The 18,917-nt window shown below is 35.8% G+C and carries 17 protein-coding genes; 8 read left to right on the top strand and 9 right to left on the bottom strand.

From position 1 onward, the window contains the following. Positions 1–47 precede the first annotated feature (47 nt). The 3 genes from ACN5J7_RS10295 (at position 48) to ACN5J7_RS10285 (ending at position 3,539) form a co-directional block, all read left to right on the top strand. Complete coding sequence (locus ACN5J7_RS10295) at positions 48–665, top strand: HAD family hydrolase (RefSeq protein ID WP_418603818.1); 618 nt, start codon at positions 48–50, stop codon at positions 663–665. Then, positions 665–1,006: an arsenate reductase (glutaredoxin) gene (gene arsC / locus ACN5J7_RS10290; RefSeq protein WP_418603817.1), complete on the top strand. Its 342-nt coding sequence runs from the start codon at positions 665–667 to the stop codon at positions 1,004–1,006. Before ACN5J7_RS10295 ends, arsC begins: the two co-directional genes overlap by 1 nt. Before the next feature lie 82 nt (positions 1,007–1,088). Beyond that, on the top strand, positions 1,089–3,539 hold the full coding sequence (locus ACN5J7_RS10285; protein ID WP_418603816.1) for a TonB-dependent receptor domain-containing protein: 2,451 nt from the start codon (positions 1,089–1,091) through the stop codon (positions 3,537–3,539). A gap of 163 nt (positions 3,540–3,702) precedes the next feature. On the opposite strand, the gene ACN5J7_RS10280 is transcribed toward ACN5J7_RS10285, so the two are convergent. After that, on the bottom strand, positions 3,703–3,885 hold the full coding sequence (locus ACN5J7_RS10280) for a hypothetical protein (protein ID WP_418603815.1): 183 nt from the start codon (positions 3,883–3,885) through the stop codon (positions 3,703–3,705). A 166-nt stretch (positions 3,886–4,051) separates the two neighbouring features. Continuing rightward, a complete protein-coding gene (locus tag ACN5J7_RS10275; protein ID WP_311938522.1) occupies positions 4,052–4,693 on the bottom strand; it encodes a peroxiredoxin in 642 nt (213 codons plus the stop codon). 177 nt (positions 4,694–4,870) lie between these two features. Here ACN5J7_RS10275 and fumC point away from each other — a divergent pair, with 177 nt between their 5' ends. Further along, positions 4,871–6,268 (top strand): class II fumarate hydratase, encoded by a 1,398-nt coding sequence (fumC, locus tag ACN5J7_RS10270; RefSeq protein ID WP_418603814.1) that lies wholly within the window; start codon positions 4,871–4,873, stop codon positions 6,266–6,268. A gap of 138 nt (positions 6,269–6,406) precedes the next feature. On the opposite strand, the gene ACN5J7_RS10265 is transcribed toward fumC, so the two are convergent. Both ACN5J7_RS10265 and ACN5J7_RS10260 read right to left on the bottom strand, forming a co-directional pair. Further along, positions 6,407–7,015 (bottom strand): Crp/Fnr family transcriptional regulator, encoded by a 609-nt coding sequence (locus ACN5J7_RS10265; protein ID WP_418603813.1) that lies wholly within the window; start codon positions 7,013–7,015, stop codon positions 6,407–6,409. A 168-nt stretch (positions 7,016–7,183) separates the two neighbouring features. Next, complete coding sequence (locus ACN5J7_RS10260) at positions 7,184–8,068, bottom strand: chromosome partitioning protein ParA (protein ID WP_311938527.1); 885 nt, start codon at positions 8,066–8,068, stop codon at positions 7,184–7,186. Positions 8,069–8,154: 86 nt separating this feature from the next. Between ACN5J7_RS10260 and ACN5J7_RS10255 the strand changes: the two genes are divergently transcribed. Continuing rightward, a complete protein-coding gene (locus ACN5J7_RS10255) occupies positions 8,155–9,174 on the top strand; it encodes a formimidoylglutamase (RefSeq protein WP_418603811.1) in 1,020 nt (339 codons plus the stop codon). Continuing rightward, positions 9,164–9,628 (top strand): GNAT family N-acetyltransferase, encoded by a 465-nt coding sequence (locus tag ACN5J7_RS10250; protein WP_418603810.1) that lies wholly within the window; start codon positions 9,164–9,166, stop codon positions 9,626–9,628. The genes ACN5J7_RS10255 and ACN5J7_RS10250 overlap by 11 nt, the downstream gene beginning before the upstream one ends. Before the next feature lie 181 nt (positions 9,629–9,809). Here ACN5J7_RS10250 and rpsA read toward each other — a convergent pair whose 3' ends face one another. Beyond that, positions 9,810–11,642: a 30S ribosomal protein S1 gene (rpsA, locus tag ACN5J7_RS10245; RefSeq protein WP_418603809.1), complete on the bottom strand. Its 1,833-nt coding sequence runs from the start codon at positions 11,640–11,642 to the stop codon at positions 9,810–9,812. 344 nt (positions 11,643–11,986) lie between these two features. Here rpsA and ACN5J7_RS10240 point away from each other — a divergent pair, with 344 nt between their 5' ends. Then, the gene (locus ACN5J7_RS10240) at positions 11,987–12,367 is read left to right on the top strand and encodes a LysM peptidoglycan-binding domain-containing protein (RefSeq protein WP_311938535.1); all 381 of its coding nucleotides are present in this window, start codon (positions 11,987–11,989) and stop codon (positions 12,365–12,367) included. A gap of 109 nt (positions 12,368–12,476) precedes the next feature. On the opposite strand, the gene cmk is transcribed toward ACN5J7_RS10240, so the two are convergent. From cmk to ACN5J7_RS10220, 4 genes are all read right to left on the bottom strand, one after another. Then, complete coding sequence (gene cmk / locus ACN5J7_RS10235; RefSeq protein ID WP_418603808.1) at positions 12,477–13,172, bottom strand: (d)CMP kinase; 696 nt, start codon at positions 13,170–13,172, stop codon at positions 12,477–12,479. Between the two features lie 188 nt (positions 13,173–13,360). Next, positions 13,361–14,380 carry a type IX secretion system protein PorQ gene (porQ, locus tag ACN5J7_RS10230; RefSeq protein WP_418603807.1) on the bottom strand — a complete coding sequence of 340 codons (1,020 nt, stop codon included), beginning with the start codon at positions 14,378–14,380 and terminating at the stop codon, positions 13,361–13,363. 205 nt (positions 14,381–14,585) lie between these two features. Then, a complete protein-coding gene (gene lon, locus ACN5J7_RS10225; protein ID WP_418603806.1) occupies positions 14,586–17,036 on the bottom strand; it encodes an endopeptidase La in 2,451 nt (816 codons plus the stop codon). 181 nt (positions 17,037–17,217) lie between these two features. Then, a complete protein-coding gene (locus ACN5J7_RS10220) occupies positions 17,218–17,868 on the bottom strand; it encodes a rhomboid family intramembrane serine protease (RefSeq protein ID WP_418603805.1) in 651 nt (216 codons plus the stop codon). A 54-nt stretch (positions 17,869–17,922) separates the two neighbouring features. Between ACN5J7_RS10220 and ACN5J7_RS10215 the strand changes: the two genes are divergently transcribed. Beyond that, complete coding sequence (locus ACN5J7_RS10215; protein WP_418603804.1) at positions 17,923–18,804, top strand: lysophospholipid acyltransferase family protein; 882 nt, start codon at positions 17,923–17,925, stop codon at positions 18,802–18,804. Positions 18,805–18,917 lie beyond the last annotated feature (113 nt).

Below are 18,917 nucleotides of genomic sequence, written 5' to 3'. Positions count from 1 at the left end.
CGTCCTGCAAGGTTTTTGAACCCTTGTAGGTCTAAACACCAAAAAAAATGAAGAAAATAGATACCATAATTTTCGACCTTGGCGGTGTGCTCATCGATTGGAACCCCGAATATGTTTTTTTAGATGTATTTAATGGCGACCGAAAAAAAATGCAATGGTTTTTCGATAATATTTGTACCAGCGATTGGAACGAAAATCAAGATGCGGGTTATCCTCTAGCTAAGGCTACCAAAGAGCGCGTGGCGCTATTTCCGGAATGGAAAAAAGAGATTGAAATGTTTTACGGACAATGGGAAACCATGTTGGGCGACGCTATTTCCGGAACGGTTGATATTCTTAAAAAACTAATAGATTCGAAACAATACAAAGTGGTTGCGCTTACCAATTGGAGCGCCGAAACCTTTCCTATTGCTTTAAAAAAGTTTGACTTTTTACATTGGTTTGATGGGATTTTGGTTTCGGGTGAAGAAAACACCAGAAAGCCATTTGGTGAGATTTATCATTTAACCCTAAACCGTTTCAATATAAAAGCGGCACATTCCGTTTTTATTGATGATAATTTAAGAAATATTGAAGCTGCCAATAATTTGGGCATCAATGGGATTCATTTTAGTTCACCCAATCAACTTATTCAACAATTAAAAACCTTTAATATCAATTTATAATGATAAAAATATACCATAACAATCGCTGCAGTAAGTCGCGTTGCGGCCTTGAAATCTTAGAAAATTCAGGAAAGGAATTCGAAATTGTTAAATATTTAGACGATACCCTTTCCGCGAAAGCGCTAAAAGAAATCATATCACTTTTAAAAATAAAGCCCATTGATTTAGTTAGAAAAAACGAAGCCATTTGGAAAGAAAACTATAAAGGCAAAACGCTAACCGATGCCGAAGTTATCAACGCCATGGCAAAACATCCAAAACTTATTGAGCGACCCATAGTAATAAATGGTAAAAAAGCCGTAATTGGAAGGCCACCCGAACTTATTTTGGATATAATTTAGAGGTTTATCTTTTAACAAATCTTTAACCAATACAACTTAAACCATAGGTTATTTTTGCTGTCTAATACGGTAAAACCAAACCATGAACAAATTATTTATTTTTGCTTTCGCTTTTATTTTATGTATTGCCAACAGTAATGGGCAACCTAAAAATTTAGAAACTCCAACAGCGCCCTCTCCTATTATTAAAGAGGTATTAATAACAGGAAAAGTTATTGATAAAGAAACCCAGGAACCTTTAGAATACGCAACTATTGCTTTTTATAGTAAAAAGGAAGAAAAGATAGTTACCGGAGGTATTACCGATATTAACGGTAATTTTAGTATTCCGGTAAAAACCGGTGTTTACGATATATCGATTGAATATATTGCATTTAAAACCCAAAAAATATCGAATAGAGAATTAAAAAGCGATGAAAATATTGGTGTGTTTTCGTTAGAAGTAGATTTCGCATCTTTAGGCGAAGTGGAAATTATTGCTGAACGCACCACGGTAGAAATTAAACTCGACAAAAAAATATACAACGTTGGTAAAGATTTAACGGTTAGCGGCGGTACCGTTAGCGATGTATTGGACAACGTGCCCTCGGTTTCTGTTGATGCCGAAGGAAATGTAGCATTAAGAGGAAACGATAACGTACGTATTCTTATTAACGGTAAACCTTCTGGTTTAGTAGGTTTGAATTCTACCGATGCCCTAAAACAATTACCGGCAGAATCTATTGAAAAAGTAGAAGTTATCACGTCGCCCTCAGCTAGATATGAAGCTGAAGGTACCGCTGGAATTTTAAATATTATTTTACGTCGTAGCAAATTACTCGGGCTTAACGGTGCTGTTACCGGAAATGTTGGACACCCTGATGCCGCAGGCATTTCGGGGAATGTGAATTACAGAACGGGAAATATCAACCTGTTTAACACAACATCTTACAGATATAATGAATCTATTGGTCGGTGGTACAACGATGTAAAATATAACGACATCAATACGCCCGATTTAGACGAAAAAAGAGATTGGACCGATGTTAGAAAAGGCTTTACCACAAACGCTGGGATTGAATGGTATATAAACGATTCGGCATCTTTAACATCTTCAATTGTTTACAACAACGGTAATAGCAATAACAATTCTATCAACAATCTTGTGCAGTTTAACAAACTTAACAACACCACAAGCAGAAGTGTTAGATTGGACCCTGAAAGAGAAGATGGCGAAACCATACAATATTCATTGAATTTTACAAAAGATTTTGATAAAACAGATCATAAATTAACTTTCGATTTTCAATTTGAAGATTCGAATGAAGATCAAAATTCATTAATAAACGTTGATGGCACCGATACCGATTTTGTAACGACGCTCGACAATCAATCCAACGTGTTATTACAATCGGATTACACCCTACCAATTGGCGAAATGAGTCAATTTGAAATGGGTTTCCGAGGCGATTTTAGCGACCGCTCAACAGATTACACGGTGGAGTTATTAAACACAAACACAGGAGATTTTGAGGTTAGCGAAGACCTTTCAAACCTATTCAATTTCAAACAATATGTTACCGCTGTTTACACCCAATACGGTAGTAAAATTGATAAGTTTTCTTTTTTATTGGGATTACGATTGGAAAATACCAGAACCACTTTAGACCAACCAACAAGTGGCGATTTTAAAAGAAAGAACCTTACGGGCCTATTCCCTACTGCAAACTTAAATTACGAATTTAGTGATAGCGAAAGTATGACGTTGGGTTATAACCGACGCTTAAGAAGGCCTCGTGGATTTATGTTAAATCCGTTTCCATCACGCTCTAGTTTAACCAACGTGTTTCAAGGTAATCCAGATTTGGACCCCACTTATTCTGATAAATTTGAGCTGGGTTATTTAAACAGATTTGGAAAATTTACCCTAAGCACCGCTATTTATTATGAGCATTCAACAAATGTGATGTCGTTTGTAAGTAGAGAAACTGGTGAAACCGTTATTATAGATAACGAAGCTTTCCCTGTAATTCAGAGAGGGCCGGTTAATCTAGCCACCGACAAACGCTCAGGTTTCGAGTTTAATTTAAACTATAGCCCGACCCGTAACTGGCGTGTAAATACCGATTTTAACCTTTATAAATTGAAAAGAGCCGGTGAGTTTAATGGTATCGATTTAAGCTCGGACGCTTTAACTTGGAGAGCGCGTTTAACCAATAAATTAACCTTACCTTACAAAATCGATTGGCAAACCAATATGAATTACAGAGGACCAAGTGATGACGCCCAAAACAATAGAAAAGGACGATTCTCTGCAAATATGGCGTTTAGCAAAGATTTGTTTAAAGATAAAGCTTCAATTGCATTTAATGTTAGAGATGTATTAAACAGTGCCGTATTTATAAACCATATTAAAACCGACACGTTTACTGCGGACCAAGAAATACAGTTTAGAGGTGGCCGTACTTACAATTTAGCGTTTACCTATAGGTTTAATCAAAAGAAACAACGTGAGCGCAATCGTGATTTTGAAGGTGGCGATATGGAAATGTAATGTGAACGAGACTTTTACACCGCTACGCTGATAATTACTAAACTTTTAGTTCTAGCAATCAATACCATACCTTAGTAAATGGTTTTACTTGAACAATAAACAATTTTAACAAAAAAAGGAAGCTAAAATTAGCTTCCTTTTTTTATTATATAAACTTTATGTTTTAAGCAGCTTCAGCTTCACGCTTTGCTTTTCTTTCTTCTCTCATTTCTTTTAATCTTTCCATTAAAGCACCACCAATCCAATAAGGAATTACAAAAGTTAACAAAAAAATCATTAACCAAAAACCGATTGTTAAAATGGTTAAAAACGCTAAAAATCCTAAATATTGATCAAAATCAAACATAATTTGTAAGTATCTTATTAAAAATCTTATGCAAAGATATAATAAACCGATTTGTTATACAATATCAAAATTAAAATTAATGAACAATTTTATTATATCATCCATTTGGATTTCAAAAGAGATTAAATCACAAATCCTATAATTTCTTGCGATTAAAATCTTTTTACTAATTTAAATTAGGCTGAGGCGTCATTCTTAAATAAGGCTTAACTTCTTTAAATCCTTTGGGAAATATAGCCGGTATATCGGCCGTTGCCACTGCCGGAACCACCACACAATCGTCTCCGTTTTGCCAATTGGCCGGTGTTGCTACTTTATGGTAAGCCGTTAGTTGCAGCGAATCGATAACCCGCAACAGTTCATCAAAATTTCTACCGGTTGAGGCTGGATACGTTATAATCAGTTTTACCTTTTTATGGTTATCAATCACAAAAACCGAGCGTACCGTAAGATTACTATCGGCGTTTGGGTGAATCATATCATAAAGTTTTGAAACCTTTTTGTCTTCATCAGCGATAATGGGGAAATTAACCGTTGTGTTCTGCGTTTCGTTAATATCCTTTATCCATCCGTGATGCGATTCAACATCATCAACACTTAAAGCGACTACTTTGGTGTTGCGCTTATCAAATTCATCTTTGTATTTGGCTACAGCGCCTAACTCTGTCGTGCAAACTGGTGTGTAATCCGCTGGGTGAGAAAACAAAACACCCCAACTATCGCCTAACCAATCATGAAAATCAATTTTCCCTTCTGAAGTTTGTGCGGTAAAATTCGGTGCTTCATCACCTAATCTAATGGTTGCCATAATATATAATTTTTATGATTAAACTGTAATCCTACTAAATTAATAGATTTTAGTCAAAACACGCAAAAAGTTTCGTTATTTATATGTTAAAAAGAAGTCGCAAAAACAAACAATTATCATAATATAAACAAAGCAAAAACAATTAACTTTGTAACTTACATTTAATCTATTATTACTATGAGCTACAGAATAGAAAAAGATACGATGGGCGAAGTAAAAGTGCCTGCCGATAAACTTTGGGGTGCACAAACCGAGCGCTCTAGAAACAACTTTAAAATTGGAGCACCCGCGTCGATGCCCTTGGAAATAGTTTACGGTTTTGCTTATTTAAAAAAAGCAGCAGCTTACACCAACTGTGAATTAGGTGCGTTGCCTATTGAAAAGCGCGATTTAATTGCACAGGTTTGTGACGAAATTTTGGAGGGAAAACACGACGACCAATTCCCATTGGTTATTTGGCAAACAGGTTCTGGTACCCAAAGTAATATGAATGTAAATGAAGTGATTGCAAACCGCGCGCATCAATTAGCTGGAAAAACCATTGGCGAGGGTGAAAAAACCATCCAACCCAATGATGATGTTAACAAATCGCAATCTTCAAACGACACCTTTCCAACGGGCATGCATATTGCCGCTTATAAAAAAGTAGTGGAGACGACAATTCCTGGCGTTAAACAATTACGAGATACCTTAGCTAAAAAAGCCGAGGCCTTTAAAAATGTCGTTAAAATTGGGCGTACCCACTTAATGGATGCCACACCGTTAACGCTTGGACAAGAATTATCGGGTTATGTAGCGCAACTAAATTATGGCATTAAAGCTTTGGAAAACACCTTGCCACATTTAAGTGAGTTAGCTTTAGGCGGAACTGCTGTTGGTACGGGATTAAACACACCAAAAGGCTACAGCAAACGCGTTGCCGAATATATTGCAGAATTTACAAAGCTGCCATTTGTTACCGCACCAAATAAATTTGAAGCCTTAGCTGCTCACGATGCCATTGTGGAAACCCATGGGGCTTTAAAGCAGTTGGCGGTATCATTAAATAAAATTGCAAACGATGTTAGAATGATGGCTTCGGGACCACGCTCTGGTATTGGTGAAATTACAATTCCAGCCAACGAACCCGGAAGTTCTATTATGCCTGGAAAAGTAAACCCAACCCAATGTGAAGCTTTAACCATGGTTTGCGCGCAAGTTATGGGTAACGATGTTGCTATTGGGGTTGGCGGCATGCAAGGGCATTACGAATTAAATGTTTTTAAACCGGTTATGGCGGCAAATCTTTTACAGTCGGCCCAATTAATTGGAGATGCTTGTGTAAGTTTTGATGTGAATTGTGCTGTTGGCATTGAACCCAACCAAGAGGTAATCACAAAATTGTTAAATAATTCGTTAATGTTGGTAACGGCATTAAATACCAAAATAGGGTATTATAAAGCAGCTGAAATTGCAAATACCGCCCATAAAAACGGTACCACATTAAAAGAAGAAGCCATTAACTTAGGTTATGTAACAGCAGAGGATTATGATGCTTGGGTTAAACCAGAAAATATGGTTGGAAGTTTAAAATAATATTTTACTTAAACACATAATATAAAAAAACAGGTAATAATTTACCTGTTTTTTTGGTTGGTTTGCTATCAATTGTCCATTGTATTTCACAATTAACAAGGAAAATCTGAATCAAATATATCATTTCCCTTATTATTATTAATTAACATTTGTTAATTGATTGTTTATTTTTTTTCTAATTCTACTTAATTGTACCGAAGTTATGCCCAAATACGATGCAATATGGTATTGAGATATTAATTCGTTTACATCAGGTATCTGCTCCTGTAATTGAAGATAACGCTCGGTAGCATTTAGCGATATAGACTCTACCAATCGCTTTTCATATTTTATATATAAATTTTCTAAAATCTTGGTATACAATGATTTTAAAACTGAATTTGTTTCACACAAATCCATTATTTTATAATAATTGATCTCATACACTTTACAATCTGTTACCGCTTCAAAAACAAAGGTGGACGGTTCTTTTTTCATTAAAGCCGTTAATGAAGCCACAAAACTAATAGGTAAATAAAAACTTTTATTAAACTCCTTGCCAGACTCGGTTATTAAATAACATCGAATTATTCCTGAAACAATCATGAATGCCTTTGACGGGACATCGCCCAATTTTACGAGCTGCGTTCCTGCCTTTATTCTTTTAAAAGTGGTTATTTTTTTAATTTCATAAAAATTCTCTTCTGATATATCCGAAATAGAATTTAAAAAAGTAAAGTTTCTGTGCATTATTGTTTGGGTTCGCATTTAGCAAAATCTAAAATAACACCTTCCTCTTCATTAATAATTAGTTTATCTACAATTGGCATAAAAACTTGTTTATGTGCTTATTTCATTTTAAAAACTCAAAAAAAACCATAAAAAAACCCCAAGTAAAAACTTGAGGTTTTGCTCTTAAGTGTTATATAATGATGTTTACTTTAAGGTAAACTCTGAGCTAGAAACTAAATCCTTTTCGTTAAATACATTAACTGTATAACGTCCTTTTTCAAACTTGCTATCTCCCTTAGAGGCTACAAACTCACAAATATTAAGGCTTCCGTTTTCGTAGTTAAACTTACTAATAATGCTGTAGTTTAATGTTTTTTCTCCAAATTGTACTTGTTCGTTAGAACCTAGCGTATTGTTTTTTGGGTCGATAACCTGCACATACAATTCTTGATCTCCAGCTTGTACCAAAGCATTTTTAGCTACCGTGAAACACACTCTAATTTTATCAACTCTACTTGCTCTTTCAGTTGGAATTAATTTACCAGAAGTTCTTTCAATTACCCCAAATCCTTTTAAGCCTACAGTATTTAAAACCGCTGCATTTTCAACAACTTCAGCTAAAGCCGTGTTTTGTACCAATAAAGAATCTGTAAACATGGTGCGCTCCTCCAAGCGTACTCTTGTGCTATCTAAAGAAGTTGCTAAGTACGAGTTTTCTACTCTTAACGAATCGTTTTGAGCTAACAATACATCCATTTCTTTTTGAAGCGATGCATATTTTTGCTTATATCTCCATAAACTTTTTACGTTGGTTTCAGATATCTTTAATGAATCTATCAACCCTTGAATACGTGATCTAGCATCAATTAAGTTTTGGTTTGCTACTTCGTTTTCTCCAATGGCCTCATCGTATTGTTTAGCCATGGCATTTAAATCGTTCATCACCAACTGCTTTTGCTCCGTTAACTCCTTGGTGTTTTTATCGCTTTCACTTTTTAAATTGAAAGTGTAAAACAATGTTCCTAAAAATAGAACCAAAGCGATTCCTAAAGCCACTTTTAATCCCGTACTACTTTTGCTATTTTCCATAATTTTTACTTGTTTTAATTGTTTGTTTCTAATGTTTTTAATAAATATTGATTAATTTTAATACTTCTAATTAAAGTTAACCATCAATGGATAAACTCGTTTTATTTAACCCTACTACACGTAATAAATTATTAAATAAACGCTCTGGCGAATCCAAATTTGGAGAACATATTAAAACGTTAACCAGCATTTCCAATATATACGAACAACTTAAAAATTTGGATGTTACGCATGTCATAATTGGTTTGCCCGAAGATGTTGGTGTGTTTGCTAACCACGGAAAACAAGGGGCTTCACGGGCTTGGGAGGCCACATTAAAAATTTTATTAAATATTCAAAGCAACACATTTACAAAGGCAGATTCTGTTTTGATTTTAGGGCATTTGGATTTTACCGAGGAATTACTAGCCGTTTCAAAACTCAACCAAAATAAAAAAAGCGAAATTAAAAAAGCCAGAAAAATTGTGGAGCGCATCGATAATGATGTTGCCCATATTGTGCAACTCATTATAGCCACAGGCAAAAAAGCCATCGTAATTGGTGGCGGGCACAACAATGCGTATGGCAATATAAAAGGCACATCGCTGGCTTTAAACAGGTCTATAAATGTTGTAAATTTTGATGCGCATTCAGATTTCAGACCGGAAGAAGGCAGGCATAGCGGCAATGGTTTTAGTTACGCTTTCGCGGAAGGATTTCTTAAAAATTACTTCATCTTCGGATTGCATGAAAATTATACTTCCCAAGCTGTTTTGAAATCCCTGAACGACACAAAATCCTTAAAATACAATACGTTTGAAGATTTACAAATAAAAGATGAACTGAACTATCTTGATGGGATGTCTCACGCCTTAAACCATGTCTCAAAAAAACCATTTGGCATTGAAATAGATTGCGATGCCATTGAAAACATACCGAGTAGCGCCATGACACCAAGTGGGTTTAGCGTTAATCAAACCAGGCAGTTTGTCAACTTTTTTGCAAAACATGAAAACGCCACCTATTTACATATTTGCGAAGCTGCACCAAAAAAGAAAAGCGCAAATTTGGTTGGTAAACTCATTACCTATTTAATCACCGATTTTATAAAAGCCGATGCCCATTAAAATTATCCCTTTTGATAAAACCTATGCAAAAGACTTTTACGAGTTAAATATTGAATGGCTAAAAACGTATTTTTACGTTGAACCTTTTGACGAAGCTGTTTTAAGCCATCCGGAAACGCATATAATAGATAAAGGCGGACATATATTTTTTGCAAAACTGGACAACGAAATTGTTGGTACCGTGGCACTAATGCCTTTGGGCAACAAAGGACTTTTCGAGTTAACCAAAATGGCCGTTTCGCCAAAACACAGAGGATTTAAAATAGGACAACAACTCATGCAATATTGCATTGATTTTGCAAAATCCATAGGACTTCCAAAGCTTATACTCTACTCCAACACAAAACTTGAAAACGCCATTTATATTTACAGAAAATACGGTTTTGTTGAAATCCCCGTAGAACCAAACAGCCCTTACAAACGTAGCAATATTAAAATGGAATTGGTGTTTTAGGTTTTTTACAACATCTTTTATGAAAAGTGGTTTAAAGCTAAAAACCAGTAATTCTCATTTACTAAATAATTACTCCGTTTCGCTACAAAACAACACAAAAAAAGCCTTCAATTTCTTGAAGGCTTTAGTTTTACAAACGGATTTCCGTCGGTACGGAAATGAACAAAATAATGTTTTTCAATTATTTCTTTCCGTCCATTTTATCTTTAAGCGCTTGTAACGCATCGTTCGCATCACCCAAAGTTGGTTTTGCTTCAGCAGCTTGAGAAGCTTGCTTCTTAACAGCAGCTTTTACATTCTTAATCTCTTCAGCTTTAAAAATAGCTGTATGAGATGCTACAACACGTTTAAACTCTTTGTTAAATTCAATGATTTTGAATTCAGTTTCTTCACCTTTCTTAAGCTTAGAACCATCTTCTTTCTCTAAATGACGAGAAGGTACAAAAGCAACGATATCTTCGTTAAACTCAATAGTAGCGCCTTTGTCAACTATTTCAGAAATAGCAGCTTTGTGAACTGTGTCTAAAGCGAATTCAGTTTCATATTTATCCCAAGGGTTTTCAGTGGTTTGTTTATGACCTAAACTTAATTTACGTCCTTCAACATCCAATTCCAATACCACAACATCTAACTTGTCGCCAACGGCACAAAATTCAGATGGATGCTTAATTTTCTTAGTCCAAGATAAATCTGAGATATAAATCAATCCGTCGATACCTTCTTCCAATTCAACAAAAACACCAAAGTTTGTAAAGTTACGTACAATACCTGTGTGCTTAGAACCTAATGGATACTTAGAAGTAATATCGGTCCATGGGTCTGGAGTTAATTGCTTAATACCAAGCGACATTTTACGGTCTTCTCTATCTAAAGTTAAGATTTGCGCTTCAACCTCGTCTCCAACAGAAACGAAATCCTGGGCAGAACGTAAATGAGTTGACCACGACATTTCCGATACGTGAATTAATCCTTCAACACCATCGGCAACCTCGATAAACGCACCGTAATCTGCAATTACAACAACTTTACCTTTTACTTTATCACCAACTTTTACAGTATCGGCTAAAGCTTCCCATGGGTGTTTGCTTAATTGTTTTAATCCTAATTGGATTCTTGATTTGTTCTCATCAAAATCAAGGATTACCACATTAAGTTTTTGGTCTAATTCTACGATTTCGTTTGGATGGTTAATTCTAGACCAAGATAAATCTGTGATATGAACCAATCCATCAACGCCACCAAGATCGATAAATACTCCGTAAGATGTAATGTTTTTAACAACACCTTCAAGTACTTGACCTTTTTCCAATTGACCAATAATTTCTTTCTTTTGCTCTTCAATATCAGCTTCAATTAAAGCTTTATGAGAAACTACTACGTTTTTAAATTCGTGGTTAATTTTCACCACTTTAAATTCCATAGTTTTATTTACGTACTGGTCGTAATCTCTAATTGGCTTCACGTCAATTTGAGAACCTGGCAAGAATGCTTCGATGCCAAAAACATCTACAATCATACCACCTTTAGTTCTGCATTTAACAAAACCGTTAACGATTTCGCCAGTTTCGTGTGCTTTGTTTACTCTGTCCCAAGCCTTAATTACCCGCGCTTTTCTGTGAGATAATACCAATTGTCCTGTTGCATCTTCACGCACATCAATCAATACCTCTACTTTGTCGCCTTCTTTTAAGTCTGGGTTGTAACGAAATTCGTTTAAGGAAATTACACCTTCAGATTTTGCGTTGATGTCTATAATGGCATCACGATCTGTAATGTGCACTACGGTACCTTCAACCACTTCATCATCTAAAGTGTCAACGAAATTTTCGGCTACTAATTTTTCAAATTCTTGTAATTGTTTGTCATCAACTTCATCAATTCCTTCTTCGTAATTGTGCCAGTTAAAGTCTTTTAAGAATTTTTCAGGATTTGCTTTTGCTTCAGATACTACTGGAGCTTCAACGGTTGCAGCATCGGTTGCTTCAACTTCAGTTTGTTTTGCTTTTTCAGCCATTTAAAAAAATTGTGCAATGCAACTTTAAGTTTTTCGCTTTACTGAAACGAGTTCAGCACATGTCGCGGAAACGCTATTACATTGCGGTTTTGTATTCTGTATGTTTTGGAAGATTTAAGCAAATATCACACAGAAGTGTTATTTTTGTTATAGTTTCATTCCTTTTATCTTTCCAATAATTCGCTAAAAGGAGTGCAAAAATACATATTTTCAACAAATTAGCCTAATTTGATTTAATTATTTTAAACCTCTGATTATTAGAATGGTAAATAAACCAAATAAATGCGCTTTTTGAACCTCCTTTTACTATATTTAGCTAAAGAAACCATTTAACACAATAGACTATGCGCACGAAAGCTAAATACCAACCCGTACTCGATTTAGGACAAGAATTAAACATACAAAACGGTGATGTAAAAGAAGAAAATGGTGTTTTAAAAGTTTGGGGGACCGCAAATACACCTTACGAAAAAAACCTGCTTTGGGATAAAATTAAAGCCATTGGTGGCGAAAACCCAACCGATATTGTTGCAGATATAAAAGTAGCTAACGCTAGTGTTTTCCATAGGCATACGGTAAAAAGCGGCGAAACTTTGGGTAAAATAGCAAAACAGTATTATGGCGATGCCATGAAGTACAAAACTATTTTTAAAGCCAATTCTGATATTTTAAAGAACCCGGATTTAATCCATCCCAATCAAGAATTGATTATTCCGAATCCATAAACCAATTACATTAGCATATTTTAAAGCGGATTTTTTTTAATTTGAAGATTCGCTTTTTTATGCCATAAATTCTCAAATAATGTAGAAGAGTGAATATTATGACAAAAAATTATTCACAATCCTTCAAAGTCATTTGAACGAGTTGCAAAATCTTATCAAATTGTTCCTGTAATGACATATTTGAATTATTGATTTCTACGGCATCATCAGCTTTTACCAAAGGCGAATCTTCTCTATTGGAATCTATGTAATCACGCTCTTTTACATTCTCTAAAACCGCATGGTAATCAACATGGTCGCCGCGTTCCAAAAGCTCTTCATAACGCCTTTGGGCTCTGGTTTCGGCCGAAGCCGTCATAAATATTTTAAGCTCCGCATCGGGAAAAACAACGGTACCAATGTCGCGCCCGTCCATAACCACGCCTTTATCTTTCCCCATTTTCTTCTGTTGTTCTACTAATTTTTGCCGAACTTCGGATATCGCAGCTACTTTACTAACAAAGCTTGAAACCTCTAAAGTGCGTATTTGTTTTTCAACATTTTTATCATTCAAATACACTTCGGCAAAACCCAAAGTTTCATTGAATTTAAAATTAATATCAATTTTTGGCAATCGATTTATAAGGGCTTTAATATTAAAATCATCCTCACCAATTAAACCATTTTGCATGGCATAAAAGGTAACGGCCCTATACATGGCACCCGTATCCACATAAACATACCCCAAATGTTTGGCGATTTGTTTTGCAACGGTACTTTTTCCGGTTGAAGAAAAGCCATCAATGGAAATGGTGATTTTTGACATATTTAAAGTTAAAAGTGCCTAAAGTACTTAAAATGCCTAAAGTCACTGGAAAATAATATTCTTTTTTGATGCAGCAAAAATACTTAAAGTGTTCAAAAATGAAAAGCACAATGCACTTTAATTATTTATAAATGAAAACATACGTTTGAGTGAAACTGAATACTGCGACTGTTTACTGAATACTGATTTTATTGTAAATCGATTTGCAAACCAAAAAAATTGGAATTAGCGGCACTGGTGTATTTGGCATGGGTGTAACTAAATCGCATTTTATTCATTTTAATTGAAATCCCTGCCGATAAGCCTGAAAAATTACGCTGGTCTAAAATTCGCAACTCCTCGCCTCTTCTGAAATTATAACCCAATCTGATGTTAAATCCACCTTCCGGAAACAGTTCTGCACCCAAAATCGTGTGCCTAATCACTTGCCCTAAAAACCCAATTTTTTCGTCGGATTGATTTCCACTTAAATCACTTGTAGTTCGCGCCGGATTTGGTCTAGCAATGGGCCAATTTTGAAGGTTCTCGAAGGTTACGTGCCAACGAATGGGCACATGCTCCAAGGTTTGCGACATGCCAAAATCTACTTCAAAAGGCAATGGTTCGTTTAAACCCGCGTAAGTTGTTATTTGGGTTCCTAAGTTTCTAACGGCAACGGCAGCATGAAAATCCAAATCTTCATTGATGTATAATAATCCCAAATCCACAGCCGCACCAAACGAACTGTACTGTTCTAATTTTGAAGTTATCAGCTTTAAATTTCCGCCAAAATAAAAATCGGAATAGCCAATTTGCAACGCATAACCCAAAGATAGAGCCGCCTCGTTACCCGTAAAGCTTCCGGTTTGGTTTCCGTTTTCATCATAACCTTCAAAGGAACCATAATTTATATATGTAACGCCTGCGTGAAAGGTTTGTGTGTGCCTATCAACCGTATACGCATAAGCGGCAGTGCCGTAACCAATTCCGCCTAAATAACTGGTGTAATTAACAGCTAATTGATTATCCATGGCAACATTAATGGTGGCTGGGTTATAAAGGCCTTGGGTAACATCGTAATCCACGTTAGTCAATACTTTACCACCTAAAGCTGCTTGACGTGGCGAGGACACCAAATTAAGAAATTGGTAAGTCGCCTCACCTCCAACTTGGGCAAAAGTTAAGCTGCCTATAAACAAGCAAAAAACAGTGATAATTTTCTTTAGCATATTTACTCGATAATCGAGGTTTGAATGCTCCGAGGTTAAGCTCGAAATCAAAATAAAAACCTTTAAAACCCCGTGTTTTCTCACCGAGGTAGTTTACTGCCACAAAGTAAACAAATCTATCTTAAAACGATAGCATGTGTATTTTATTTTAAAACATAAAAAAACCTCGATTTAAAAAATCGAGGTTTTTAGACTTTAAAATAAATTATAATTTCTTTGGATTCTTTACTTTTTGATTTGTGAGCGCCAATTTAATAACATCGCTCATATCGGATACGTAATGAAAGGTTAAACCTTTTAAATACTCTGGTTTGATTTCTTCAATATCGCGACGGTTTTCCTCGCAAAGTAAAATTTCTTTAATACGAGCGCGTTTGGCAGCCAATATCTTCTCTTTAATGCCACCAACAGGAAGCACTTTTCCACGAAGTGTGATTTCGCCGGTCATGGCTAAACTTTTCTTCACTTTTCTTTGGGTGAACAGCGACACCAACGAGGTTAGCATTGTAATTCCCGCACTTGGACCATCTTTTGGAGTAGCGCCTTCTGGCACGTGAATATGCACGTTGTATTTGTCGAAAATTGAGGCATCAATACCAAATTCATCCGCATTGGATTTTATATATTCCATAGCTATGGTTGCCGATTCTTTCATCACTTTTCCAAGGTTTCCGGTAATGCTTAAATTCCCTTTTCCTTTGGATAAAATAGACTCAATAAACAGAATATCGCCCCCAACGCTCGTCCACGCTAAGCCCGTAACCACGCCAGCAACATTATTGTTTTCGTATTTATCGCGCTCTAATTTCGGACCGCCCAAAACTTCAATAATATCTTCATTTGAAATTTTGATGTTGTAATCTGCTTCCATAGCGATGTTTTTAGCGGCATATCGTACCATTTTCGCTATTTGTTTTTCCAATCCACGAACACCGGATTCGCGCGTGTAACCTTCAACAATTTTTTCCAATTGAGGTTTCGCAATTTTCATATGCTTATCGGTTAAACCGTGCTCTTTTAATTGTTTTGGCAATAAATGACGTTTTGCGATTTCCACTTTTTCTTCAATCGTATAGCCCGTAACATTTATAATTTCCATTCTATCGCGTAAAGCGGGTTGAATGGTAGACAAACTATTGGAGGTTGCAATAAACATGACTTTAGAAAGGTCGTAGCCCATTTCTAAAAAATTATCGTAAAACTCGCTGTTTTGCTCCGGATCTAAAACTTCCAACATGGCAGAAGACGGGTCGCCTTGATGCGAATTTGACAGCTTATCAATTTCATCTAAAACGAAAACCGGGTTTGATGTACCAGCCTTTTTTAAACTTTGAATGATACGCCCTGGCATCGCGCCAATATATGTTTTACGGTGCCCGCGGATTTCAGCTTCGTCTCGTAAGCCACCTAAAGAAATACGAACATATTCTCGCCCTAAAGCTTCGGCAATCGATTTCCCTAAAGATGTTTTACCAACTCCCGGAGGCCCATATAAACAGAGAATAGGCGATTTCATATCGTTACGCAATTTTAAAACTGCCAAATACTCTATGATGCGTCGCTTAACATCTTCCAATCCGAAATGATCGCGGTCAAGAATTTTTTTAGCTCGTTTTAAATCGAATTTGTCTTTGCTAAATTCGTTCCAAGGTAAATCCAAAAACAACTCTAAATAATTGCGTTGAATTGAATATTCGGCCACTTGCGGATTCATGCGTTGCATTTTGGCAATTTCCTTGTTGAAATGCTTTGCCACCTTCTCGTCCCATTGCTTTTCCTTGGCACGTACTTTCATCTCCTCTACTTCTTCATCATGACTAACGCCGCCCAATTCCTCTTGAATGGTTTTCATTTGCTGATGTAAGAAATATTCACGCTGCTGTTGGCTCATATCCATCTGAACCTTAGATTGGATATCGTTTTTAAGTTCCAATTTTTGAAACTCAACATTCATAAACTTAAGCGTTGCCAGTGCACGTTCCTTTAGATTGTTCATTTCTAAAAGTGCTTGCTTTTCATCTACAGAAAGATTCATGTTAGACGATACAAAATTTATCAAAAACGAATTGCTTTCAATATTTTTTATGGCGAAAGACGCCTCGCTCGGGATGTTCGGGTTTTCCTTAATAATCTCCAGCGCCAAGTCTTTAATAGAATCTATAATAGCCGAAAACTCCTTGTTATTTAAGGCGGGTTTTGCCTCAGCCATATCTCGAATGGTTGCATTCATATACGGTTTTTCGGTAATAACCTCGGCAACTTTAAAACGCTTTTTACCTTGAATAATAACCGTTACGTTTCCATCGGGCATTTTTAAAACACGAAGGATTCTCGCTACGGTACCTGTTTCGTAAATATCTTTAGCCGTTGGGTTTTCTACCGATTCGTCTTTTTGGGCCACCACACCAATAACTTTACTGCCTTTGTTGGCATCGTTAATTAGCTTGATTGAGGTATCTCGACCAGCGGTAATGGGGATAACAACCCCCGGAAACAATACGGTATTTCTTAATGAAAGAATAGGTAGCGTTTCTGGCAATTCTTCATTATTTATTTCTTCTTCATCTTCGGGTGTCATTAACGGAATTAACTCTGAATTTTCATCAAATTCCTGTAATGACAAACTGTCTAGTGTTATAAAATTGGATTTCTTCATATATATATTTAAGTCAATTTGTCATTAAAACAAACTGCTTTTTATTTTTTGGGGTTTACAAATAAAAGTAACAATCTGAATATCAGGAATTTAAATAGTATTCTGTAATGATATTCACTATATAAATTCAATAGCTATGCCAATTATCAAATTTCAAAGTCCAAAGTTGGAAAATCAGTAATTACATCTTCCCCATACGCTTTAAAACATACAATAAAATTATGGGCAATGCCAATAAACCAATCATTAACAAACTGGTTTTAAACAGCCATGGGGCTAGTATTAAAGTAATGATATAACCGCCAACAGCACCGCCAAAATGGGCATCGTGACCGATATTACCAATTCTGTTTTTCATGCCGTAAATGGAATAAAGCAAATAACCAATACCAAAAAGATAGGCCGGAATGGGGATAGGTATAAAAAACATGTACAAACTCATTCCGGGTTGCAACAAAATAGCAGAATAAATAATACCGGAAACCGCACCACTCGCCCCAACGGCGCTATAATGGTACTCGTCTTTATGGAAATAAAGCGATAATAAACTCCCCAAAAGCAAACTCCCCACATAAACAATTACAAAGCTAAATGTACCCATGGCATTGATAACCACATCTGCGAAAAAAAACAGGGTGAACATATTAAAAAACAAATGGGCATTATCGGCATGTAAAAACCCCGAACTAAATATTCTTATTTGTTCGCCTCGTTTTACCGCGCCAACATTAAACTTGTATTTTTCAAAAAAGCCATAATCGCCAAATCCTTTATACGATATAATAACATTGGCTGCTATAAGTATTATTGTAATTAAATCTATTTTGCCCATAAATCTTTAAAATGAATTAATATATCTTTGCCGCTACAAATCTAAAATTAATTAATGCAATTTCTAGTTTATATTCTTGTTTATCCGTTTTTGTGGTTAATTTCCATCTTGCCTTTTAGGTTGCTTTATTTACTTTCCGATGGCGTTTATATTTTACTATATCACGTAATTGGTTACAGAAAAAAAGTGGTTACCGATAATTTAAAGCTTGTTTTCCCCAATAAACCTGAAGCTGAATTAAAACGGATTAGAAAGGCATTTTACAAACATTTATGCGACATGTTTTTGGAAATGGCAAAAACGATGAGCATTTCGGAAACGGCATTAAAAAAACGTTTCAAAATTAAAAACCCAGAGGAATTTAAGCGTTTAGAATCTTTAAATAAAAGCATCCTGTTAATGTACGGGCATTATGCGAGTTGGGAATGGTCTTTGGAGCTTCAAAACCATGTAAGCTACAAAGGCTTTGGCGTTTATAAAAAACTTGCTAATAAATATTTTGATGGGTTGATACGCAATATCCGTTCTAAATACAACACCACATTAATTAGTACAAAAGAAACTATTGGTGTTATTAATCAAAATGAAGAAAAAGGTATAAAAAGCGCCATTGCATTTTTAAGCGACCAGTCGCCACGACTGACCAAAGATGTGTATTGGGGTGAATTTATGGGTATAAAAGTGCCCTGTTTTACTGGTGCCGAACGGTTGGCAAAAAAACTGGATTTAACCATTGCTTACTTGAAGGTGAGCAAGGTAAAACGCGGTTTTTATGAGGCTGAAATCATGACGCTTGCCGAACACCCAAAAGACTACAAAAATTATCAACTTACCGATATGTTTTTACGTGAAGTTGAAAAGCAAATTTACGAAGCGCCCGAATATTATTTTTGGACGCATAAACGCTGGAAGCATCGGGAGAAAAAGGCTCAATAGTTTTTTATCAAAAGATACGATGAGCTTTTTTGAGGCACAGCAATCTTATTAAATTAAAAATGATTTTTATACAGATTGCGTATCGCTCCAAAAGGCGCGATACGCACGCAATG

Source organism: Hwangdonia sp. (assembly GCF_048381975.1).
Lineage (GTDB): Bacteria > Bacteroidota > Bacteroidia > Flavobacteriales > Flavobacteriaceae > Hwangdonia > Hwangdonia seohaensis.
This window is presented reverse-complemented; position numbering and strand designations above follow the sequence as displayed.